The sequence below is a fragment of the Micromonospora marincola genome, assembly GCF_056150385.1.
This window is the reverse complement of sequence record NZ_JAXCFT010000002.1, coordinates 703,412-726,064: the sequence shown is the minus strand read 5'-3', so window position 1 is coordinate 726,064 and position 22,653 is coordinate 703,412. Positions and strand designations below refer to the sequence as shown.

Annotated in this window: 17 protein-coding genes; 9 read left to right on the top strand and 8 right to left on the bottom strand. The window is 71.6% G+C overall.

Translation table 11 applies throughout. The features are described 5' to 3' along the window. The first annotated feature begins 93 nt into the window (after window positions 1-93). The 5 genes from SM450_RS07995 (at window position 94) to SM450_RS07975 (ending at window position 5,847) form a co-directional block, all read left to right on the top strand. Window positions 94-2,586 (top strand): putative bifunctional diguanylate cyclase/phosphodiesterase, encoded by a 2,493-nt coding sequence (locus tag SM450_RS07995; RefSeq protein WP_474619052.1) that lies wholly within the window; start codon window positions 94-96, stop codon window positions 2,584-2,586. An 87-nt stretch (window positions 2,587-2,673) separates the two neighbouring features. After that, entirely contained in the window at window positions 2,674-4,029 is a 1,356-nt protein-coding gene (locus tag SM450_RS07990) for a glycosyltransferase 87 family protein (RefSeq protein ID WP_474618996.1), read from the top strand. After that, complete coding sequence (locus SM450_RS07985) at window positions 4,026-4,658, top strand: phosphoribosyltransferase (protein ID WP_474618995.1); 633 nt, start codon at window positions 4,026-4,028, stop codon at window positions 4,656-4,658. Before SM450_RS07990 ends, SM450_RS07985 begins: the two co-directional genes overlap by 4 nt. A 23-nt stretch (window positions 4,659-4,681) precedes the next feature. Further along, window positions 4,682-5,071 (top strand): TFIIB-type zinc ribbon-containing protein, encoded by a 390-nt coding sequence (locus SM450_RS07980; protein WP_474618994.1) that lies wholly within the window; start codon window positions 4,682-4,684, stop codon window positions 5,069-5,071. 95 nt (window positions 5,072-5,166) lie between these two features. Further along, a complete protein-coding gene (locus SM450_RS07975; protein ID WP_474618993.1) occupies window positions 5,167-5,847 on the top strand; it encodes a maleylpyruvate isomerase N-terminal domain-containing protein in 681 nt (226 codons plus the stop codon). Between the two features lie 6 nt (window positions 5,848-5,853). Here the strand turns inward: SM450_RS07975 and SM450_RS07970 are convergent, their stop codons facing one another. Then, window positions 5,854-6,141 (bottom strand): hypothetical protein, encoded by a 288-nt coding sequence (locus SM450_RS07970; protein ID WP_474618992.1) that lies wholly within the window; start codon window positions 6,139-6,141, stop codon window positions 5,854-5,856. 88 nt (window positions 6,142-6,229) lie between these two features. Here SM450_RS07970 and SM450_RS07965 point away from each other — a divergent pair, with 88 nt between their 5' ends. Beyond that, on the top strand, window positions 6,230-6,421 hold the full coding sequence (locus SM450_RS07965; RefSeq protein WP_474618991.1) for a hypothetical protein: 192 nt from the start codon (window positions 6,230-6,232) through the stop codon (window positions 6,419-6,421). A 27-nt stretch (window positions 6,422-6,448) separates the two neighbouring features. Here SM450_RS07965 and SM450_RS07960 read toward each other — a convergent pair whose 3' ends face one another. After that, window positions 6,449-10,417 carry a replicative DNA helicase gene (locus tag SM450_RS07960; RefSeq protein WP_474619051.1) on the bottom strand — a complete coding sequence of 1,323 codons (3,969 nt, stop codon included), beginning with the start codon at window positions 10,415-10,417 and terminating at the stop codon, window positions 6,449-6,451. Between the two features lie 523 nt (window positions 10,418-10,940). On the opposite strand from SM450_RS07960, the gene SM450_RS07955 reads away from it, so the two are divergent. Next, on the top strand, window positions 10,941-12,482 hold the full coding sequence (locus SM450_RS07955) for a hypothetical protein (RefSeq protein WP_474618990.1): 1,542 nt from the start codon (window positions 10,941-10,943) through the stop codon (window positions 12,480-12,482). An 86-nt stretch (window positions 12,483-12,568) separates the two neighbouring features. Here SM450_RS07955 and rplI read toward each other — a convergent pair whose 3' ends face one another. The 4 genes from rplI to rpsF form a co-directional block, all read right to left on the bottom strand. Then, window positions 12,569-13,015 (bottom strand): 50S ribosomal protein L9, encoded by a 447-nt coding sequence (gene rplI, locus SM450_RS07950; protein WP_474618989.1) that lies wholly within the window; start codon window positions 13,013-13,015, stop codon window positions 12,569-12,571. A 14-nt stretch (window positions 13,016-13,029) separates the two neighbouring features. Next, window positions 13,030-13,269, bottom strand: a complete 240-nt coding sequence (rpsR, locus tag SM450_RS07945) for a 30S ribosomal protein S18 (protein ID WP_007073789.1) — start codon at window positions 13,267-13,269, stop codon at window positions 13,030-13,032. A 41-nt stretch (window positions 13,270-13,310) separates the two neighbouring features. Next, on the bottom strand, window positions 13,311-13,847 hold the full coding sequence (locus tag SM450_RS07940) for a single-stranded DNA-binding protein (RefSeq protein ID WP_175441301.1): 537 nt from the start codon (window positions 13,845-13,847) through the stop codon (window positions 13,311-13,313). 81 nt (window positions 13,848-13,928) lie between these two features. Further along, entirely contained in the window at window positions 13,929-14,219 is a 291-nt protein-coding gene (gene rpsF, locus SM450_RS07935) for a 30S ribosomal protein S6 (protein WP_067301247.1), read from the bottom strand. 636 nt (window positions 14,220-14,855) lie between these two features. Here rpsF and SM450_RS07930 point away from each other — a divergent pair. Next, window positions 14,856-15,638 (top strand): deoxyribonuclease IV, encoded by a 783-nt coding sequence (locus SM450_RS07930; RefSeq protein WP_474618988.1) that lies wholly within the window; start codon window positions 14,856-14,858, stop codon window positions 15,636-15,638. Continuing rightward, window positions 15,635-17,941 carry a hypothetical protein gene (locus SM450_RS07925; protein WP_474618987.1) on the top strand — a complete coding sequence of 769 codons (2,307 nt, stop codon included), beginning with the start codon at window positions 15,635-15,637 and terminating at the stop codon, window positions 17,939-17,941. Before SM450_RS07930 ends, SM450_RS07925 begins: the two co-directional genes overlap by 4 nt. Before the next feature lie 12 nt (window positions 17,942-17,953). Here the strand turns inward: SM450_RS07925 and SM450_RS07920 are convergent, their stop codons facing one another. After that, on the bottom strand, window positions 17,954-19,525 hold the full coding sequence (locus SM450_RS07920) for a glycosyltransferase family 87 protein (RefSeq protein ID WP_474618986.1): 1,572 nt from the start codon (window positions 19,523-19,525) through the stop codon (window positions 17,954-17,956). Between the two features lie 122 nt (window positions 19,526-19,647). Beyond that, the gene (locus tag SM450_RS07915) at window positions 19,648-22,521 is read right to left on the bottom strand and encodes a transglycosylase domain-containing protein (RefSeq protein WP_474618985.1); all 2,874 of its coding nucleotides are present in this window, start codon (window positions 22,519-22,521) and stop codon (window positions 19,648-19,650) included. Window positions 22,522-22,653 lie beyond the last annotated feature (132 nt).

Below are 22,653 nucleotides of genomic sequence, written 5' to 3'. Positions count from 1 at the left end.
AGGTAGGCTGCCGCTCATCGCATACCGACGGTGAGCGGCGGGTGATGCCGGTTGACTCGAACGGCCGACGGCCGACGGCCCGTCGAACCGCCTCTGCGCATCCTCGTGTACACCCTGGTCGTGTGCGCGGCCCTCGTCACGTTCGCCGCCCTGCTCGCCGCCCGCGAGCAACCGCCCGACTCGGTCCGCGACCTGGTGACCGTCACGACGTTGGTGGTCACCGTCGCCCTGGCCACGATCATCAAGACCTCGTTGCGGATCCGGTCCACCACCCTGGCCTTCGCCTGGGTCGAGACCGCGATCGTCATCGGCCTCGCCGTCGCACCGCCGTCCTGGGTGATCCTGGCCACCGGCATCGGCGTGACCTGCGGATCGATCACCCGTCTGGCACCGATCAAGACGGCTTTCGCAATCGCGAAACACACCCTGGTGGCCGGCGGCAGCACGGTCGCCATCGCGCTGCTCGGCCAGACCTGGCCGCCCCGTCAACCCCTGACCATCGTGCTGCTGCTGGGAGCCGTCTACCTGGTGGCGGCGGTACTCGACGACATACTCGCCATTCCGGTCATCGCGCTCGCGTCCGGCACGCCGGTCCTCCGGCAGTTCCGCACCGACCTGGATCTGCGGGTGGCCGGCTTCGGGATCCGCTTCCTGGTCGCCGCATGCACGGTGCTCATCCTGCGGGTCGACCCGCGACTACTGCTCGCCGTGCCGCCGCTCGTGCTCAGCCTGCACCTGGCCTACTCCACCCGGATCCGCACCCGCACCGAACAGCAGGCCTGGCAACGACTCGCCCGCGCCACCGACGCGCTCAACGTGGTCGACCTCGACCAGGTGCTGACCACCGCCGTCACCGAAGCCGCCGAACTCTTCTCCGCCGACGAGGTCGAGATCGAGCTGCGCGAGGGCGGGCGCACCGTCCGCGGCGGCGCCGCCGGAGTCGGGTACGACGGGACGACGCCGCCGCCCAGCGACACCGACGGCCGGATCGTGCCGGTGTCGCTTGAAGGACACGACCGCGCGGAGAACATCGGCATGCTGCGACTTCGCTTCGCCGGGCCGATCGACCTCTCCGAACGGGAGCAGTACACCCTGCGTACGTTCGCTTCCGCGCTCTGCACCGCGGTCCGCAACGCCCAGGCGTACGCCGAACTCGCCCGCATCGCCGCCGAGAACGCCTACGCCGCCACCCACGACGCCCTCACCGGCCTGTCCAACCGCCGGCACCTGCTGGACGAGGGCACCGCCCAGCTCACCACCCGCCACGCCGACGGCGTCACCGCCCTCGTGCTGATCGACCTCAACCACTTCAAGGAGGTCAACGACACCCTCGGGCACGGTGCCGGCGACCGGGTGCTGATCCAGGTCGCCGAGCGGCTGCGCGGCGCGGCCCGCCCCGACGACCTGGTCGCCCGGCTCGGCGGCGACGAGTTCGCCGTGCTCCTGCGCGGCCTGCCCGCCCCGGCGGTCGCCGCGCACCGCGCCGAGGCGCTGCTCGCCGTGCTGCACGACCCGCTCGACCTGGACGGCATGCGGATCAGTGTGGAGGCCAGCGGAGGCATCGCCGCCGCCCCCGCCACCGGTGGGATGCCCGAACTGCTCCGTCGCGCCGACGTGGCGATGTACCAGGCCAAACGCGCCGGCCAACGCGTCGCCACGTACGCGGCGACCCGCGACACCGCCGACCTGCACCGGCTCACCCTCGGCGGGGAACTGCCCCGGGCGGTCGCCGACCACGAGTTCACAGTCAATTTCCAACCCATCGTCGACCTGGGCAGCGGCAAGGTCATCGGCGCCGAGGCGCTGGCCCGCTGGCACCACCCCACCCACGGGCTGATCGACCCGCTGCGCTTCCTCGAAGCGGTGGAACGCTCCGGGCTGCTCCCCGCGTTCGCCGAGGCCATCCTCGACCAGGCGCTGATCGCGGCCGGCTCCTGGCACGACGCCGGATTCGACCTGCCCGTCTCGGTGAACGTGTCACCCCGCAGCCTCCTCGACGCCCGCTTCCCCGGCGCCGTGCTGGCCCGGCTACGCGCCCACGACCTCCCGCCGGACCGGCTCGTGCTGGAACTCACCGAGACGCTCACCCTCAGCCAACTCGACGTGGTCGACCGGGTCCTCAGCCGGCTCCGCGACTCAGGTGTCCGGCTTGCCCTCGACGACTTCGGCACCGGCTATTCGTCGCTCTCGCTGCTCTCCCGCATCCCGGTCCACGAACTCAAGATCGACCGTAGCTTCGTCACCGCCATGGAGACCGCGCCCGAGGCCGCCGCCGTGATCCGCTCCACCCTCGACCTCGGCCGCAGTCTCGACCTCACAGTGGTCGCCGAGGGCGTGGAGAGCGAACCGCAACGCCGCGCGCTCTGGGAACTGGGCTGCGCGGCCGGGCAGGGCCACCTGTTCGCCCGCCCGCTGCCCGCCGGCGCCCTGCTCGCCGCCCTCCACCGCGGCGCCGGCGGCCGGCCCGGCGCGCTCGCCACGCCGCTGCACGACGCCGGTGCCGTCATCCGGCTACCCGGCCGCCGCGCCGGCGGCGCCCGCTCCCGCCCGACCCCACCGACCGCCACCGACGCCCGCCAGCCCTGACCACCCGCCAGCTCTGACCACCCGCAAGCTCTGACCACCCGCCCCGACCGGGCCGCGACGCGACGCCGGTCTGCGAGACTGGCCCGCGTGACCGCCCACGCCGACCCGGCCACCCCCGCCGCCCGTCGCTGGGCAGCGCTCGACACGGCCGCCGGTGGCCTCGCCCTCGACCTGGGTCTCTACGCCGCCGCCACCGCCTTCGCCGCGATCACCGCGGTCACCTCCACGCTGCCGCCGCACCGCGCGTGGGGCACGGTCGCCACCATCGGGTACGCCCTCGCCACGCTCGCCGCGACCACCCAACTCCTCGCCCGTCACCGCGCCCCCGGGACTCCCCTCGCCGAGCTGCCCGCCCGCTTGACGGTCACCGCGTTCACCTGGGCCACCACCGCCCTGCTGCCGGTCGTCACGCAGAGCATCGAACGAGCCGGCGGACGCACCGACCGGGCCCAGGAGGAGGTGATCGTCGTCGAACACGCCGGCGCCCGCCTCGCCGAACACGGCACCCCCTACCTCGGCCCCGACGCGATCGCCGCCCTGCCACCCGGCGAACAACTCCTCGGCTACACCCCTTACCAGCCGGGCATGGCCCTGTTCGGGCTGCCCCGGGCCGCCGTCGACGCCTGGTGGACCGACGCCCGCGTCTGGTTCGCCGTGGCCACCGCACTCGCCCTCGCCGCCCTGGTCACCACGCTGCGCACCACCGCCGCCCCGGCCTCGCCCCGCCGCTCCGCCGCGCTGCTGCGCGCCGTCCAGGCCGCCACCGTCCTACCCGTCGGCGCGCTCACGCTCGCCACCGGCGGCGACGACCTCCCCGTACTCGCGCTCTGCCTGCTCGCCCTCGCCCTCGCCGCCGCCGGCCGGCCAGGCCGCGCCGGCCTCGCGGTCGGCGCCGCCGGCGCCCTGAAACTCTTCGCCTGGCCGGTCGCGATCGTGCTGATCTGCTGGGCCGCCACCCGGCGGTCCGGGTCCCGGACCGCGCTCGGCGCCCTCGGCCTGCCCGTCCTCGCGCTACTCCCGGTGCTGCTCGTCGACTCCGACGCCCTGGTCGAGAACGTCCTGCGCTTCCCGCTCGGCCACGGCCTGGTCACCAGCCCCGCCCAGTCCCCGTTCCCCGGCCACCTGATCGCCGAGACGTTTCCCGCCGGCCGCGCCGTCGCCGCCGCCCTGCTCGTCGCGGTCGGCCTGACGATCGCCGTCCGGCTGCTTCGCCGCCCGCCACGAACCGCCGCCGCCACCGCGCTCATCTGCGGGTACGGGCTGCTCGCCGCGATCCTGCTGATGCCCTCCACCCGCTTCGGCTATCTGCTCTACCCGGTCGCCCTGCTCGTCGGAGCCCCGGCGCTGGCGCTCGCCGAGACCCGGACCGGGCACGCCGACCGGCCGGTATTCCCGGCAACCGCCAGGCGTGAACCGGTCGGAGGGCGTACACCTGAGGGATGACCACCTACCGCGACCGGGCCGAGGCGGGGCGAGACCTCGCCGAACGCCTCACCGACCTCGCCGGCCGGTCCGACGTCATCATCCTCGGCCTGGTCCGCGGCGGCGTGCCCGTCGCCCGGGTGATCGCCGACCGACTCCAGGCCCCCCTCGACGTGCTCGTCGTCCGCAAGCTCGGCGTGCCCTGGGCGCCCGAGGTGGCGTACGGCGCTCTCGGCCCCGGCGGCGTGCAGGTCCTCAACGACATGGTCGCCGGCCGGATCAGCGAGAACGACCGCGCCCAGGTCCGCCGCCGCGAACAGGCCGAACTGGACCGCCGCGAACAGCGCTACCGGGAGGGGCGCCCGCCACTGGACCTGACCGGCCGCACCGCCGTCATCGTCGACGACGGGCTCGCCACCGGCGCCACCGCCCGCGCCGCCGTGCAGGTCGCCCGCCACCTCGGCGCCGCCCGCGTGCTCGTCGCCGTCCCGGTCGGCTCCGAGCAGGCGTACGGGATGCTCACCGCCACCGCCGACACGGTCGTGAGCAGCCAACTTCCGCCCGACTTCGCCGCTGTCGGCGCCTACTACGACGACTTCCACGAGGTCTCCGACGACGAGGTGACGCACGCGCTGACCGCCACCGCGTGAAATCACCCGGTACCGTCGGTGTCATGCAGCTCACCTGTCCCAAATGCCGTGGAGACATGCGCCAGTACGAGCGCAGCGGAGTGATCATCGACCAGTGCGGCGAATGCCGTGGCATCTTCCTCGATCGCGGCGAGCTCGAGAAGCTGTTCGACGCCGAGGCGAACTGGAACCAGAAGCACGGCGGCGCCTCCCAGGCCGCGCCCACCGCGGCGGCCGGCTACCCGCCGCCGCCCCCGCCCGCCGCCGCCCCGCAACAGCCCGGGTACGGCGCCGTTCCCCCGCCCCCGCCGCCACCGCCGCCCGGTCACGGGTACGCGCAGCCCGCGTACGGCCACGGGCAGCAGCACTACGGCTACCACGGCCACTACCGCAAGAAGAAGAAGCACGGCTTCCTCGGCGAACTCTTCGACTGAGGTTAGGAGGGGGCCCCTATTAACGCCTGGGCGATAGGAAGGGGCCCCGCCTAACCGCCGTGCCGACCGCCGCGCGCCGTGGCAGGCTGCTCCACATGAGCCCGATCCGGCCGCACGAGGCGCTGGCCCAGGCGTACGCCGGCATCACCGCCGCCGTCACCCCGCTCGACGACGCCGGCCTGCAACGACCGACCCGCTGCCGGGGCTGGCTCGTCGCCGATCTGCTCTTCCACGTGCTCGGCGACGCCCGACGGGCGCTCGTCGCGCTGGCCAGCCCGGTTCCCGGCCCGGCCGACGTGGACGACGTCAGCTACTGGCGCGCGTTCACCCCCGGCGACGACGACGCCGGCGCGAAGCACGCCTGGTGGGTCCGCCGGTCGGCCGCCGCCTTCGACCGGCCCAGCGGCGTGGTCCGGATCTGGTCCGACACCGCCCCGGCCGCCGTCCGCGCCGCCGCCGTCGCAGACCCGGACGGGTACGTGACCACCCAGGGGCACGTGCTGCGCGTACCCGATCTGCTCGCCACCCTGACCACCGAGGCGGTCGTGCACCACCTCGACCTGGTGCTGGACCTGCCGGACGCGCCGCGGCCGGCGGCCGGCCCGACCCGGGTGGCGGTGACCACGATGGACGGCCTGCTCAGCGACGACGCGGTGCGACCGGCCGACTGGACCGACCACGGATATCTCCTGAAGGCCACCGGTCGGGTGCCGCTCACCGACCGGGACCGGTTCGAGCTGGGCGAGGCCGCGGGCTGGTTCCCCCTGCTCGGCTGACGCCCCTCACCGCAGCGGGGGGCGGGCGGTCCAGCCGACGAAGCGGTCGAACAGCTCCTGCGGGTTCGGGTTCTGCTTCAGCAGGTCGGCGGTGGCGTCGAACAGGCAGGTCGCCATGTAGACCGACAGGGCGACGCGGTCGCGCCGGTAGTCCATCAGCAGCAACAGGCGGGCCGGCTGGCACGGCCAAGGTCCGGCGCAGACGCGGCAGAGCCAGCGTGGTCGCATCGGAGTGTGCGGTCGCATGGCCCGGCGACCACGATCGGGTACGGGGGAGGCATGCAACGCACTCATCCCCCGATCGTGCTCGCGTTGTTAGCGATCGTCAACCCCTATCGCTGTTATCGACCGTCCGACAGTCGGCGGTGCCTACCGTCAAGGCGTGGTCGAGTTCGTGGGAATCGCCGAGATCCGAGACATGCTCGGCGGCGTCTCGCGCGCCCGCGCGTCGGTGGTCGCCTCCCGGCGCGACTTCCCCGCCCCGTATCAGGTGCTCAAGATGGGCCAGATTTGGCGGAAGTCGGACGTCGAGAAGTGGGTCCGGGAGCACCGCCCGGACCTCTCGTCCAACTGAGCTCGAGACCTTGGAGCGAGGCGGCGCTCAGACGATGGCCATGTCCACGAAGCGTGACAGGTGCAGCTGAGCTGCGACCGTCACCGTGTCGGTCGGACCATTTCTATGCTTGGCAACAATAAAGTCCGCTTCGCCCGCTCTGGGCGATTCCTTATCATAGTAGTCGTCCCGGTGCAGCAGGATCACAACGTCGGCATCCTGCTCGATCGAGTTGTGGGCGGCAATTCCATTGGCGATGAAGTTGTGCGTGCCGAGCACCGTCGCGTCGTAGACGTCCTTCTCACCAACGGACTCGATTGCCACGACTTCGTCCCAGAAGACGTCATTCGTCGCGTGCAGATCCAGGTCGGCAGCGTCCAGGACCGAGGCGATCTTGGCGAGACGTGACCGGCTGGGTGCGTGCTTCCACATCGTGCTGCCGCAGAACTTGGTGCCGACCGCCGCCGCGAACTCTCGATGGCTCATCTTTCGCTCAGCCAGAACCTCACGCACCCGCGTCCACACCTCCCGGGGCACGGTGTCCACGTTCGGGTTGCTCACCATAGCCTCAAGACTCACCAGCAGCGCCGCGCAACCACCGGCGCGCTCACCGTGCACACCGATTTCACGCAGGAAACGGAGCTGGTCGTCTCGACCGGAGACATCGAGCGTGTACTGCGGCCGGTGCCGGGCCACCGGGACCTGCCTGAGTCGCGATGAGATCCCGTAGCGGAGCAACAGGCGCGAGATGTCCTCGAGCATCCGCCGCGAGGTGGAGGAGAAGTAGACACGTCCCCCTCGGCCGGACTTGTTCACGGTCACGGACCCGTCAGTGGCCCATAGATGCCGCAGGAACAGGGTGATCTGTTCCTTTGGCAGGCCGAAGACCGCTGCGGGCACGAACTTCTCGTGGGAGCGGAGCCCGAACAACCCGAACCCGTCCAGCCACTCAGCGATCGGGTTCCGCCGCCCACGGGCGAGTCGGAAGGGCGCTGGTAGGCGGAGAGTGGTCACTCGAGCAGCCGCGTAGTCGTCGCGTACTGCCGTGATTCCGTAATATCGGGCGGCCTCCGACACGGCTGTGAGGTTCGCCTCGTCGCAGCTGGCGTAGCGAATCGGCTGGCGTCGGACGAACGAGCCGTCGCCAAGCAGGTGGGCCATCAAGATCACCTCCGATTCGTCCCAGGGCTGGACTGCTAGCGGCGGCGGGATGTGCCGGGGAGCAGCGATCCTCACTCCCGTCGCGAGCTCAGCCAACGGCATCCAACCACCGAACGTGAGGAAAGGATGATTCGCCGTGGCGTCGATCTGCTTCCCGGAAGCGAGGGTCATCCGGAATACTTCACGCGTTCCACTGGGGAACGCGTGAGTGAGCGTCCGGGCCGTGTAGCGGAGACTCTCGTTCAAGGCCCATACCGGGATGTCCTTCGCCTGGTTGGCGAGAAGCTCGCCGAGCGTTATCTCCGAGTTGTTGTCAGCCCTGATGAGTCTCGTCTCCGCCGTAAGGCAGCCCGATTCGCGCAAATCGGACAACTGCGGTCGCTTGTCGGTGCGCTGCTCCGGGCCACGGTTCAGCTGACTCACCGCGATCACCGGGCACTCGACCTCCTTGGCCAGCAGTTTCAGGCCACGGGACAGGTCGGCGACCTCCTGCTGCCGGCTCTCGGTGCGCTTCGGTGAGGTCATGAGCTGGAGGTAGTCGACGACGATCAGCTTCAGGTCGTGCTTCTGCTTGAGCCGGCGTGCCTTTGCCCGGATCTCCATCAGGTTCATGCTCGGCGTGTCGTCGACGAAGAGCGGCGCCTCGCTGATCTCGCCCATGCAGCGGGCGAGCTTGGTCCAGTCGTCGTCGGAGAGCTGCCCACTGCGCAGCACGTGCAGCGGCACCCGCGCCTCGGCCGAGAGCAGTCGCATGACGATCTCGACCTTGCTCATCTCCAGCGAGAAGATGGCCGCGGCCTGGTTGGCGCGAATGGCGGCGTTCCGTGCAAAGTCCATACTGGCTGTGCTGTTGTGGGTCGGGATCATCGACCGGCCAGCAAGATACAAGTGGTCGTCGTTGTCGACGGTCACGCACCGCACCGGAACGCTTGCCACCGGCCGTACGTCCACGATGAAGCGCGAGTGGGAACGCACGTCCGAGGATGTCCGTCGCCGGGCCAGGTGCGCAGCCCGCTTCCGTTCCAAGCGGAAGACCGGGTCCGGGGTGGAGAAGTTCACCGTGTAGGCGATCGACGAGTCCTCGGTGCGCCCGCGCACCCTCCGTTCGGCGATCGTGCATCGATAGCCCAGGCTGATCACGAGTTCCCGGACGCCCTCGATCAGGCGCTTCGAGGTGGAGGTGTACTGGAGGTTCCCAGTCGGCGCCACCGTACCGTCGGTGTCCATCAGCCCGGCGAGGAGCGCCCGACGCTGGGCTTCCGAGGCACGGAGGTAATCCTGCGGAATGTGCTTGTCGTAGGCCACCCCAAGCTGACGGAGCAGCGCCAGGAACGAACCGCCTCGCTCGTGACACCCGGCGCAGCGTCGGACCGCCGGGTTCTCCCGTAGCGCCCGGGTGGAGCCACCGCAGTCGACGCAGGTGCGGTCCACCGCCCCGGCCACGACGGGCAGCAGGACGGTGTAGACCATCGGTCCGCTGCGTCGCACCTGGAAGCCCTCTCTGGCCACCAGGTCGACCATTTCGGCGTCCGCCGTGGTGAAGCGGCTGGCCCCGGTATGCCCGTCGCCGAGCCACACGCCGAGGGCGTACGGCGGGACCGTCAGTTCCCGTCGCGGGAGTTGGAGCGGCGAGCAGTTTTCCACGGCGTGGTTGAGGCGGCGGTCCGCCGTGTCGGTACGCAGCGTGGCAGCGATCTGCGCGGTGGTCACCACTCCGTCGTGCACCATCCGGGCACCGTCGTTGATCTGCCGCTCGGCCCGTTCGCGAAGGCCGGACACGAGCGCACCCGCCGGATAGCCGGGCGCAGTCCAGTTGCGCGCCTTGCCGGCGCGGGTCACCGGCCGGGCGACCCGGCCGTTCGCACCGACCTGGCGGGCCACCGCATGCAGCACGTTGCGGAACTCGGGACCGACATGCTCAAGCGTCTCCGCCAGGGTGACCAGGCGGTGCGGCTCGGCGGACGCCCTCGCTTCGACCGCACGCACCCTCGACAACGCCGCATCGGACCAGTGTCGCCGCGGACGCGACTCGGGCTGCCGGCGACTGGCCCGGGTGGTGGTCTTCCAGAGATGTTCAGCGTCCGCCACGATGACCGAACCGTCGGAGAACTCGACCTCGTAGCAGGGGCGGTCGTGCATCACGTCGAAGACGTTGGTGATCGTGGTCGGGTTGCCGTCGGCCGCGAGCAGCTGGTCGCCGACGCGCACCGCCCCCATGGTGGTCCAACCCTTCGGGGTGGGCAGTGGGGTGTCGAGCGCCAGCGCCTTACCCAGACCAGGCCGGCCGGCCACGATGATCAACTGCCCCGCGTGCAGGCCGTTGAGCAGGCGGTCGAGGTCGGTGAAGCCGGTCGGCACGCCTGTCATCACGCCGCCCTGGGCACCGACCGCCTCGATCTCGTCGAGCGTCGGCTGGAGCATGTCGGCCAGGACGGCGAAGTCCTCGCTCACCCGCTTCTCGGTGATCTCGTAGACGGCCTGCTGGGCGAGGTCGACGATGTCGTCAACGTCGCGGCTGCCACCCTGACCGGTGCCGTAGCCGAGCTGCACGATCCGCGTGCCGGCCTCGACCAGCCGGCGGAGCACGGCCCGCTCGCCGACGATGCGGGCGTAGTAGGCCGCGTTGGCGGCGGTGGGCACGCTGGCGATCAGGGTGTGCAGGTAGGGCGCGCCGCCGATCCGGGCGAGGTCACCGGCGTCGGCGAGCGCCGCCGCGACCGTGATCGGGTCGGCGGGCTCGCCGCGACCGTAGATGTCGAGGATCGCGTCGAAGATGGTGGCGTGCACCGGGCGGTAGAAGTCGTTGGTCTTGAGGATCTCCACGACGTCCGCGATGGCGTCCTTGGAGAGCAGCATGCCGCCGAGGACACACTGCTCGGCGGCCACGTCCTGGGGTGGTGTCTTCTCGAAGGACGCATCCCGCCGGGGCGGCTCGGACGGTTGCCCCCCGGTCCGGTCCGCGCCCGTCTCGTCGGTGCCCGACACGGGTTCCCCCCCTTGCTGCGTCGGATCGAGTCCAGCTCTATCGCCGAGGTAGGACAACTTCCGCCGACCCTCGGGTCGATCGGGGGTCATCGCCCGGCGGTCGCTGGCCACGATACGGAACCCGAGGTCAGCCACCAACAGGGTCGGTGGACGAGCCTCGGGACAACCTGTGGACGCAGGGGGGTCGGCATGTGCGCAGGGTGTGCACAGGGTGTGGAAAAGTGACGGGGAATTCCGGGCCAATCGCTTCTGACCTGGGCTTTTCCCGTCCCCACCCTGTGGACGGAAGATTTCAGGTCGAGCCTTTGCGCCGTTCGTCCCGTACTATCGCTGCGAACGGCTGCACCTTGACAGCGGATTGCACTTTCGGGTTGAGAGAGGTCACGCTCCGGCCGTGAGACACCGGGACTGGGGAAGCGGGGAGGACAGCCCGCGCGAGCGCCGGCCGAGCGGTTCCTGGGACGATTCCGCCGGTCCGCGCCGGGTCGACTCGTACGTGCCGGAGCGCCAGCGCACCCCGAGCCGACGGCGGGCGATCGAGCGTGGCCAGGACGAGCCGGTGGACGCCTATCTTCCGCGTTGGGCGGTGGAGTCGGGGATCAGCCAGGCGGACGGCGGCGGGCGCCACGCCGCGCCGGACGACGACGAGACCGACGCGGAGGCGGAGTCGCCGTCCTCGGGTGGCGGTTGGCGGGGCGACGTCGGGTGGCGTCGGGACGACGACCGGCGTGAGCTGCGGGCCATCGGCGCCGGGCCGGTGTCGGACCACACCGCTGAGTGGACCATCGACGCCCCGCACGAGCGGGGGTACGTCGGGAGCCGGCGGGCCGAGGCGGAGGACGGGCCGGTGTCGGGGATGGCGCCGCGGAGCCGTCCCCGTCGGGCGGCGACCCGCCGACCTCAGGTGACCTGGTCGGGGCTGCCGGAGGAGGCGGCGGCGGATGCGGACGCCGGTGGGTGGGCGGCCGAGCAGCCGACCCGGCGGAGCCGGCGGTCGACGACGGGTTCGTCCTGGCCGCCGCCCGCGGTGGACCCGTGGGATCGGGGCCGTTCGGCCGAGCCGGATCCGTGGGATCGGAGTCGGGCCGTCGAGCCGGCGCCGGTGGAGCAGCCGGCGGTCGATCCGTGGGACGCGTCGGGCGTGCACGCGTGGGGCCGGGCGTCCACCGGCAACCGGTGGGAGCAGGCGGAGCGCGGGTGGGACCGGACGGAGCACACCGGCGAGTGGGACCGGTTCACCGACACCGGGCCCCTGGACCGGGTACGGGACACCGGCGACAGGTATCCGGCGGTCGACCCGTGGGAGCGTACGGCGCCGCCGGTGCGGGAGGGCTGGGCGTCGCCGGAGCAGGTCGAGGAGTTCTGGTCGGGTACCCGGTTGGCGGGGGACGATCCTCGGTGGATGGAGACGCCGACGTCGGCGCCGCGGTCGCCGATGGTCGCGTACTCCGCTCCGCGTCCACAGAGCCCGCCTCGGCGCCGGCCGGCGGAGCCGGTGGGCGGTGGGTCCGCCGGCAGGTGGGGGACGGGCCCGGCCGGCGGGGGTTCGTGGGGCCGGCGGATCGAGGACGACCTGCTGGATCCGGATCCGGGTGGGCCGCTGCGGCCGTTGGTCTACACGGCCGCCTGCTATCTGGTGCCGGCGGTGCTGCTCTTCTTCGGTCTGGTGTTCCTGGACGGGGCTGCCCCTCCGGGGTGCGTGACCGACATCAGCGGTGGTGGCTGCGACTCGCCTCGGGCGCACGCGTTCGCGTCGTTGTCGGCGGCGGCGCCGCGGTTCGGGCTGGCGTTGGTGAGCAGCCTCGTGGTGGCGGTGTTGCTGCGTCAGGTCGGGACGACGTGGCGGTCGGCGACGGTGGCGTTGGCGGCGGCCGTGGTGGGTGGTGGGCTGTCCACGGTGGTGATCAGCGCGGTGACCGGTCAGGCGATCGGCTGACGCGGACGCGGCGATCTGTCGTCGAGAGCGGGAAGGGCCCGCACCGGACAACCGGTGCGGGCCCTTCCGTGGTGCGGTGTGTCGCGTCAGTCCTTGACCACGTTCAGGTCGAACTTGGCGGTCACCTCGGGGTGCAGCCGGATGCTGACCGGGTAGGCGCCGAGCGCCTTGATGTGGCCGGGCGTCTCCAGCCGGCGGCGGTCCAGGGTCGGACCGCCTGCGGCCTTGACCGCGTCGACGATCTCGGCCGGCGTGACCGAGCCGAAGAGCCGACCGCCGTCGCCGGCGCGGGCCTTCAGGTTGACCTTCAGGCCCTCGAGCTGGCCCTTGATCTCGTTGGCGTGGTCGAGGTCGCGGACATCCCGGGCCGAGCGGGCCCGCTTGATGACCGTGACCTGCTTCTCGGCGCCCTTGGTCCAGCCGATCGCGAAGCCCTGCGGCAGCAGGTAGTTACGGCCGAAGCCGTCCTTGACCTCGACGATGTCGCCCGGAGAGCCGAGGCCGGACACCTCCTGAGTGAGGATGATCTTCATGTCCGTCCCCCCTCTCAGCGGGCCGTGGCCGTGTACGGCAGGAGCGCCATCTCGCGGGCGTTCTTGACCGCACGGGCGATCTGCCGCTGCTGCTGCGAGGTAACGCCGGTCACCCGTCGAGCGCGGATCTTGCCGCGGTCGGAGATGAACTTGCGCAGCAGCGCGGTGTCCTTGTAATCGATATAGGTGATCCCGTCCTTGTCGAGCGGGTTCACCTTCTTCTTCGGCTTGCGCAGTGCCGCAGCCTTCGCCATTGCTCTTGCTCCTGGTTTGCGATCGCGGGCGCTCGGCGCCATCAGAACGGGGGCTCCTCGTCGAAGTTTCCGCCGCCCGAACCGGCGCGGGAGGGGGCCGGTGCAGCCGAGGCCCAGGGGTCGTCGAAGTTGCCTCCGCCGCCGCCCTGGCCACCACCGCCACCACCGCCGAAACCGCCGCCTCCGCCACCGGAGCGGGACATCTTCTGCACCTTCGCCGTGGCGTAGCGCAGGGACGGGCCGATCTCGTCGACCTCCAGCTCGATGACGGTGCGCTTCTCGCCCTCGCGGGTCTCGTACGACCGCTGACGCAGCCGGCCGGACACGATCACCCGGGCGCCGCGTTGCAGCGACTCGGCGACGTTCTCAGCGGCCTGGCGCCAAACCGTGCACGAGAGGAACAGCGGCTCGCCGTCCTTCCACTCGCCGGACGCCTTGTCCATGAACCGGGGCGTGGAAGCGACCCGGAACTTGGCGACCGCCGCGCCGGAAGGGGTGAACCGCAACTCGGGGTCATCGGTCAGGTTGCCGATGACCGTGATGGTGGTGTCTCCTGCCATGACCATCTCCTCGCGCACTCATCGTTGTGCCGTACAGGCTCTCAGAGCCCTCCGACATCGCGGATGAGGCTTGATCCGGACGTGTCGGGTCCTAGATGCTCAGCGCATCTCCGGGCGAATGACCTTGGTGCGCAGCACCGACTCGTTGAGTCGGAGCTGACGATCCAGCTCGGCCACGGCCTCCGGCGTCGCCTGGAGGTCGATGACGGCGTAGATGCCCTCGGCCTTCTTGTTGATCTCGTACGCGAGGCGCCGGCGGCCCCACACGTCGGTCTTCTCCACCGAGCCACCCGCGGTCCGGATCACGTTCAGGTACGTGTCGAGAGACGGGGCGACGGTGCGTTCCTCGAGGCTGGAATCGAGGATCACCATGACTTCATAGTGACGCAAGACGTGCTCACCTCCTGTGGGCTAGGCGGCCACGGTCCTTCCGTGGCAGGAGGTCGTGCGTCGTGGCCCGCCCGATGCCGGGGGAACCCGGCCGGACGCGGACAACCGCACCAGGATAGCCGGTCCGGACGATCATGCCCGGGCCGGTGGTCCGGTTGGCCCGGAACGTGGCGACAGGGGCCCACCGCCGGCGTCGCGCCGGACAGGTGGACCCCTGTCCACGGGGCCGCGGGGCGTCCCGTCCGCATTCCTTGGGTGGGACCTGGGGAGGAACGACCACACCGATGAGGTTGGATCGAGGACGCCCCGCGGAGCTTTATCATGTTGTTGCCTGGTCTGACCATACAACGGCTCTCGTCACCACTTGGGGTAAATGCAGGAATTCGTCCAACTGGCCCACCGCGTGTGGATGACGAGCGGATCCCGCCCCGCCGTGCCGGGCCGCACGGCGGGGCGTCCCGTCGCCGGGGGGGCCTCGCCTTACCCGTCCCGTGCTGTGGACCACGTCCGGGCGGAGCGTCGACCATCGATCCCACCTCGGACAACGACCGCCGGGCCGGGTGGTGACGCGGCCGTCCCCGCGCCACCCCGCGCGCGACGCGCCGGGTGTCACCGCCGCGACGTAGGCTGCCCTGCATGCGAATCGGAGCCCACGTCGATCCGACCGACCCGCTGGCCGAGGCGAACGCCCGGGGCGCGGAGGCGGCGCAGTTCTTTCTCGCCGACCCGCAGGGCTGGAAGGCCCCGAAGCCGCGGGCGGACGCCGAACGCCTGCGCGCCGCCGACGTCGACCTCTACGTCCACGCGCCCTACGTGATCAACGTGGCCACGCTCAACAACCGGATCCGCATTCCCAGCCGCAAGCTGCTCCTCGGCCACGCCACCGCCGCGGCGGCCGTCGGGGCCAAGGGGCTGATCGTGCACGGCGGCCATGTCAACACCGGGGACGACCGCGCCGTCGGCTTCGACAACTGGCGCAAGACGTTCGCGTACGCGGCGGACTCCGGCGGCTTCCCGCTGCCGGTCCTGATCGAGAACACCGCCGGTGGGGACAACGCCTGCGCCCGGCACCTGGACGCGCTGGCCCGGCTCTGGGACGCGCTCGACGGTCACGAGGTCGGGTTCTGCCTCGACACCTGCCACGCGCACGCCGGCGGTGAGGAGCTGCTGGGCCTGGTCGACCGGGTGAAGGCGATCACCGGCCGGATCGACCTGATCCACGCGAACAACTCCAAGGGCGCCTTCAACTCGGGCCAGGACCGGCACGACAACCTCACCGGCGGCACGATCGACCCGGAGCTGCTGGTGGCCGTGATCCGGGCGGCCGGCGCGCCGGTGATCGTCGAGACCCCCGGCGGTGTGGAGGGCCAGGGCGCCGACATCGCGTTCCTGCGCGGTCAGTTGGGTGCCACGGCGTGACCACGGAGCAGTCCGGCGCGAGCGACCGGTCCGGCGCCGCGCCGCGACCGACGACCGAGGGCCCCGCGGCGGACGAGCAGAAGCCGACGCCGGGCGGGGCGGACGACAAGCCGCAGGAGACCGGCACGGGCGGGCCACATGCCGACGCCGGGAAGACCACGCCGGCCGTCCCCGCGCGGACCGGCCCCGGCAAGAACGGCCGCGCCGGGAAGGGCAACGGCCGCGGGAAGCGCGGTCACACCGGGAAGAGCGGCGACGCCGGCAAGAACGGTCACGCCGGGAAGAGCGGCGATGCCGGAGCCGGTGACCGGGCCGTCGCGGCGACCGGCGGCACCGCCGACGACGGTAGGGACGGGGCCGACCACTCGGCCGCCGCGGACGGCAGGAGCAAGACCGACCGCGACGAGAGCAGGCCCGACGGCGCGATCAAGCCCGCCGGCAAGAAGGACGGCGAGAGCGGCAAGAGCAAGCCCGCCGGCAAGAAGGACGGCGACCGCGACAAGAGCAAAGCCGACGGTACGGACGGCGAGCGGCCGGCGGATCCCTGGACCGCGTTCGGTCCGGCGCCCGAGCCGGTGCTGGGCCGGGCCCGCCGGGCGGTACGCGCGGTGGGCCGGTTCCTGGCGCACGAGTGGACGCTCGCCGCCGTCGCCGCGCTGGCGGTGGCCGCGGCGATGACCTGGCCCACGCTGCGCTACCCGCGCTACACGTTGCCGCAGGACTACTGGGACCCGAGCCTTCAGGCGTGGCAGATGGCGTGGTCCGGGCACATCCTGCGGACCGACCCGGCGATGCTGTGGCACTCCAACACGTTCTTCCCGGAGAACTGGAGCTTCGCCTTCTCCGACACGCTGCTCGGTTACGCCCCGGCCGGCCTGCTCGGGGTCGGCCCGGAGCACGCCGTGCTGCGCTACAACATCATGTTCGTGCTGGCCCACGCGCTCGCCGCGTTCGGGGCGTACGCGCTGGCCCGGCAGCTCGGCGCGGGCCGGATCGGCGGCGCGGTGGCCGGTGCGAGCTTCGCGTACGCGCCGTGGCTGCTGGCCCAGGCCGGGCACCTGCACATCATCTCCAACGGCGGCATCCCGCTGGCGCTGGCCATGCTGGCCCGCGGTCACGGCTGGTCGCTGCGGTACGGCTACCGCCCGCGTCGGCGGCATGCGGGCTGGGCGCTCGCCGGGTGGCTGGTGGCCTCGTGGCAGCTCAGTCTCGGCTTCGGCATCGGGCTGCCGTTCGTCTACCTGCTGGCCGGCATCGGGCTGGTCGCGGTGGTGCTGTGGTTCGCGCGGCGGCGCTCGGTGAAGCGCCCGTTCGGCCGGCGGCTGCTCCTGGCCGACCTGGCCGGTGGGCTCGTCTTCGCCGCGGTGGGCGCCCTCCTGGCGATTCCGTTCTTCACGGTCGCCGAGGCGCATCCGAACGCGGCGCGCTCGCTCGCCGAGGTCCAGCTCTACTCGCCGCCGGCCAGTGGCTTCTTCACCGCGCCGGCCGAGTCCCGGGTCTGGGGCGAGTTGCACGAGGGTGCTCGGGCCGTGCTGCCCTGGTCGCCGGAGATGACGTTGCTGCCGGGCTTCGCGCTGTACGCGCTTGCCGCCGGCGGGTTGTTCTTCTCCGTATGGCGGGTCCGTCACCGGCTCTTCCTGCTCGCCGGGGTGCTGGTGACGATGGCGCTGGCCATGGGCACCCGGTTTCTTGCGGGCCGGTTCACCTACGTGCCGCTCTTCGATTACCTGCCGGGCTGGAACGGCTTGCGTACGCCGGGTCGGATGATGCTCTGGACCACGCTGCTGCTCGGGCTGCTGGCGGCCGGCGCGGTCACCGCGTTCTGCGCCCGGGTGCGCGAGCTCGCCGCGGAGCGGGTCCCGCCGTGGCCCGGCCCGTGGCTGCGGCTGGCCACGTTGCTGCCGCTGCTGCTGGTGCTTGTGGAGGGGTTGAACGTCACCCCGCACCCGGTGGTGCCGCAGCAACCGGCGGTGATGCGTACCGTCGACGGCCCGATGCTCGTGCTGCCCAGCAGCCCGAATCTGGACCAGCCGGTGATGCTCTGGTCCACCGACCGGTTCCAGCCGATGGTCAACGGCGGCAGTGGCTTCATCCCGGACTCCCAGACCCGGACCCGTGAGGCGACGGTCAGCTTCCCCGACTACGCAAGCGTCGACTATCTGCGGCGGATCGGGGTCAAGACCGTGGTGGTCCTCCCCGAACAGCTCGGCGGCACCCCGTGGGAGGGAATGCTCGACCGGCCGGTGGACGGGCTGGGCGTGACCCGGGAGCAGGTCGACGGCTCGGTGGTCTACCGGCTGTAGCAGCGGCCCCGGTCAGGCGGGCACGGCTTCGGGTTCGGCGGGGCGGTCGGCGATGGTGGAGGAGCGCGACCGCCACCGCTGGTGCCAGGGCGCGTCGGGCGCGCCGTCGAGCACCCCGCCGTCGGGGTCGTCGGCGTAGGTCTGCCGGACCGCGTCCTCCTCCGGGCGCAGGATGTCCCGGATGATGAATCCGCAGAGCACCGCCACGGTGATCAGGCGCAGGCTGGAGGCGAGCACGAAGACGCCCTCGGGGAAGACCGGCCGGGAGGTGGCGGTGCCGAGCAGTTCGCCGTAGAAGGCGGCGAAGTAGCAGACCTCGGCGAACTGCCAGGCCAGGAACGCGCCCCAGCGGGGTCGGGCCAGCACCGCGAGCGGCAGCAGCCAGAGCACGAACTGCTGCGACCAGACCTTGCTGAAGATCAGGAAGGCGGCGACCACCAGGAAGGCGAGCGGGGCCAGCCGGGGCCGGCGCGGGGCGAGCAGCGCGAGCGCGGCCACGCCGAGGCAGGCCAGCCCGAAGAGCAGGTACGACACCCAGTTCAGGGTGGCGATGTTCGCGTTGAGCCACTCGAACGGGCCGAGTTCGCCGGGTGCGGACGGGCTGATCCGGCCGTCCAGGTAGCGGCCGATGTACCAGAGCGTGCCCCAGTCGATGGGGCGGGTGGTGTTCAGGTCGAAGAACCGGCCCCAGCTCTCCCGGTAGGGGAGCGCCACCGGCAGGTTGACCGCGACCAGCGCCACCAGGGCGGTGGCGGTGGCGGTGAGGCCGGCCCGCAGCCGACCGGCGCGCAGCGTGAGGACCAGGATCGGGCCGAGCAGGAACAGCGGCCACATCTTCGCCGCGCCGCCGAGCCCGAGCAGCGCGCCCGCCGCGCCGGCCATGAGCAGCTCACGCCGGTTGGGTCGGGTGCGCGCCCAGGCCAGCAGCCCGAACGCGGTGAGGCCGACGGCGAGCAGGTCCCAGTTGACGGTGGCGGTGAGCACCAGGGCCGGGGCGAGGGCGAACAGCGCCGCGTCCCAGGGTCGTCGGCGGCGCAGGTTGAGGATGACCGCGACGGTGGCGACCGCGAGCGCGCCCAGGACCAGCGCGTTGAGGTTGTAGAACCACTGCCCCTGGTTGATGGTCGGCTTGTCCACGCCGAGGGAGTGCACCGGCAGGCCGAGCGCCCCCATGAAGTATCCGGTCAGCACCGGGTATTCCACCGGGTGGTCGGCGTAGGGCACCTTGCCCTCGTTGAGCCCTTCGGCGTAGTAGAGCGCCAGCACGTCGGTGTAGCACATCCGGGTGTACTGGACGTTGTTCTGCCAGGCGCCGTCCTGGCAGGGCGACTTCTGCACCCAGTGCAGGGCGAGCGTGAGGCAGACCAGGGCCAGCACGATCCGCGCGGCGGTCCAGAACCGGCCCTCGCGGTCGGCCGGCCGGTCCCGGGCGACGGCGTGGTCACCGAGCGGCCCGCCGATCAGGCCGGACGTGCCTTGCACGAACCAGTCCGAACGGGACGGGTGGTCGGCGGTCGCTCCGGGCCGGGGCGCCTCCCCGGACGCGCCGGGCTCATCGATGCCTGCGGTCGACTGGGTGCTCATGGAGACGCATCCTGCCGTACCCGAGGGCTCGCCGTCCCGCCGCGCGCGGGAAAATTCCGGTACGCGAAACGCGGCGGCGGCCGGACCACTCGGGTCCGGCCGCCGCCGTCAGGTCGTACGCGTCAGTTCGTCTGTCGTTCCGGTGGTGTGCTCGGCAGGATTCCGCCGCCTCGGCCACCGCCACCCGGGCCACCGCCACCCGGGCCATTACCACCCTGGTCGCCGCCGCCCTGATTGCCGCCGCCCTGGTTGCCGCCGCCCTGGTTGCCGCCGCCCTGGTTGCCGTCGGGGCAGAACAGGCCCAGCACGTCGCAGTTGGGTCCCTCGGGGTTGGTGGTCGGGGCCGGAGGCGCCGGCATCTCGCCGTTGCCGGTGTCGTCCTCGCCGACGTGCGCGGCGGGCGGGAAGTCTTCCTTGTCCTTGCCCTTGAGCGCGTCGTTCATGAAGCGCTGGAAGATCTCACCCGGCATCTTCGCGCCACTGATGTCCGCGCCGCCCGTCGTCTTGATCGCCTTGCGGTCACCCAGGTTGCCGACCCAGACCGCGGTGGCGAGCTGCGGCGTGTAGCCGATCATCCAGGCGTCGCCGTTACGGGTGCTGCCGTCGCCGAGTTCCCAGGTGCCGGTCTTCTCGGCGGCCTTGCGACCGTTGTCGAGCTTGCGGCCCACGTGGGCCGGGTACTGCTCCAGCACGGAGGTGACGTCGGCGACGATGTCCTTGTCGATCCGCTGCTGTCCCTTGAGCTTCTCGCCGCCGACGGTGTCCCACTTGCCGGTCTGCGGGTTCTGCTTCTGGACCTTCTTGATGAAGTGCGCCTTGTTGTAGACGCCCTGGTTGGCGAACGTGGCGACACCGTTGGCATGGTCGAGCACGGTGATCGGGTACTGGCCGTAGCCGATCACGTTGAAGAACGGCTCCGGGGCCAGGTCCTTCGGGTCGGCCTTGGTCAGGTCGTACGCCTTGGCCGGGTTGGTGTCGGTGCGCCACATGGTGCTGACGCCGGCCTGCTTGGCCATGTCGAGCACCTTGTCCGCGCCGATCTCCTCGGTGATGTAGTAGAACGGCACGTTGAGCGACTTGAGCGTCGACGCTTCGAGCGTGCAGGAGTCGCCGCAGGTGACCGTGTCGGCGCCGGCGTTGCTCACCTTGAACTTCGTGTCCTTCGGCGTGAACGCCGTGCCCTTCCAGCGCGACTTGATCGAGATGCCGGCCTTGAGCGCCGCCGCCAGCGTGTAGATCTTGAAGCTCGAACCCGGCGAGTGACCGCCGCTGAGCACGCCGTTGTCGACGTTCTTGCCGGCGTAGTCGGTGCCGGTGCCGTTGTCGCCGCCATAGTAGGCGCGCACCCCGCCGGTCTTCGGGTCGATGGACACCACGGCGGCCATCAGGTGTTTCGGCTGACCGTCGAGCGCGGAGCCCTTCCTGGTCTTCTGGGCCGCGTCGAGCACCGCGTTCTGCATCTTCGTGTCGATCGTCGTGGTGATCTTGTAGCCGCCGCGGCTCAGCGCCTTCGCGCAGAGCGGGGTGTCGTTCGTCACCTTGGCCTCGTCGTCGGTGCAGAGGTTCATCTCGCGCAGTTCCTGCGAGACGTAGTTGACGACGTTGCCGTACGGGGTGTCGATGCCGAAGCCGCCGGCGCTGTTCTTCGACGGCTTCGCGATGTTCTTCGGATATTCGGTGGGGTGCTTCGGCATGTTCGGCGCGTCCAGCCACTTCTCGGTGATCATGCCGTTGATGACGTAGTTCCACCGATCGAGCGCGGCCGTCGGGTTGACCGCCGGGTCGTAGCCCTGGTGCGTGGCGCTCGGCTCGGGTTGCTTGATCAGCGCGGCCAGCACGGCGGCCTCGGCCACGGTCAGCTTGTCGGCGTTCTTCTTGAAGTAGGTCTGTGCCGCCGCCTGGATGCCGTACGCGCCGCGCCCGAAGTAGATGACGTTCAGGTAGTGCTGCATGATCGTCCGCTTGTCGTAGCGGTCGTTCAGCTTCGAGGCGAGGATCGCCTCCTTCACCTTGCGGCCGTACGAGTCCTCGTTCAGGTTGTCGAACGCGTTGCGGGCGTACTGCTGGGTGATCGTCGAGGCGCCCTGCTTGTCGCCGCCGCTGAGGTTGTTCCAGGCGGCCCGCGCGATGCCCTTGTAGTCCACACCGGAGTGGCGGTAGAAGTTTCGGTCCTCCGCCGCCGCGACCGCGTGCTGGACGTGCTCCGGAATCTGGTCGATGGTGACCAACTGCCGGTTCTGGTCGCCGATCCGGGCGATGGCGGTCTTGCCGGTGGAGTCGTAGACGGTGGTGGACAGCGGCGGGATGGTGTCCTCGGGAAGCACCACCTTTGTGGAATACCAGGTGAAGCTGACCACGCCGATGCCGGCGAGCATGATGAACACGGCGAAGCCGGCGATCAGGATGTTGAGCCGCCGCCGCTTCTTCGCCCGCGCCGGGTCACCACCGCGACCGCCGCGACCACCACGGCCGGGGCCGGTCGGGTCACCGGGGCCGCCGGGTCCAGCCGGGCCGCCGCCGGAGTAGCCGGGCACGCCGGCCCGCGCCACCGCGGCACGACCGCCCACAGGCGCGGCACCGACGCTCGCCCGCCCGGCGCCACCCACGCTCGGCGCGCCGACCCGGGCCGCGCCCACGCTCGCCGCGCCCACCGAGGCGCGTCCGGCCGGGCCGGCGGGCGAGACCGGGACCGACGCCCGGCCGGCGCCCGCACGCCCGGCGGCGCCGGGCGCCGGCGAGACCGGCACCGAGGCGCGGCCGGGGCCGGCACGGCCCACCGAGGCCGCGCCCGAGGCGCCGCGGGGTGTCGGGGCGGCACCGCCGACCGAGGCCCGACCGCCGGCGCCGCGCGGTGTGACCGAGGCGCGCGCCGCGGCGCCGCCCTCCGGCGCGCCGGACCAGCCGTTCCCTCGCGGGCTCCGCTCGGAGCCCGGGTCGCCGTTCGGGCCCGGGATCTGGGCCCGCCCACGCGAAGAACTGGAATCGCCGTAGTTCATTCCTCACACCCTGCCGGTCGCGGTGGGACGCGGGGGCGCCGCCACCGGGTTGCCGTGAGCTGGAACACGGGACGCTACCTGCCGGTCGTGCCGGCGCGCTCCCGTCAAATCCGACCTATTCGGATCAATTAC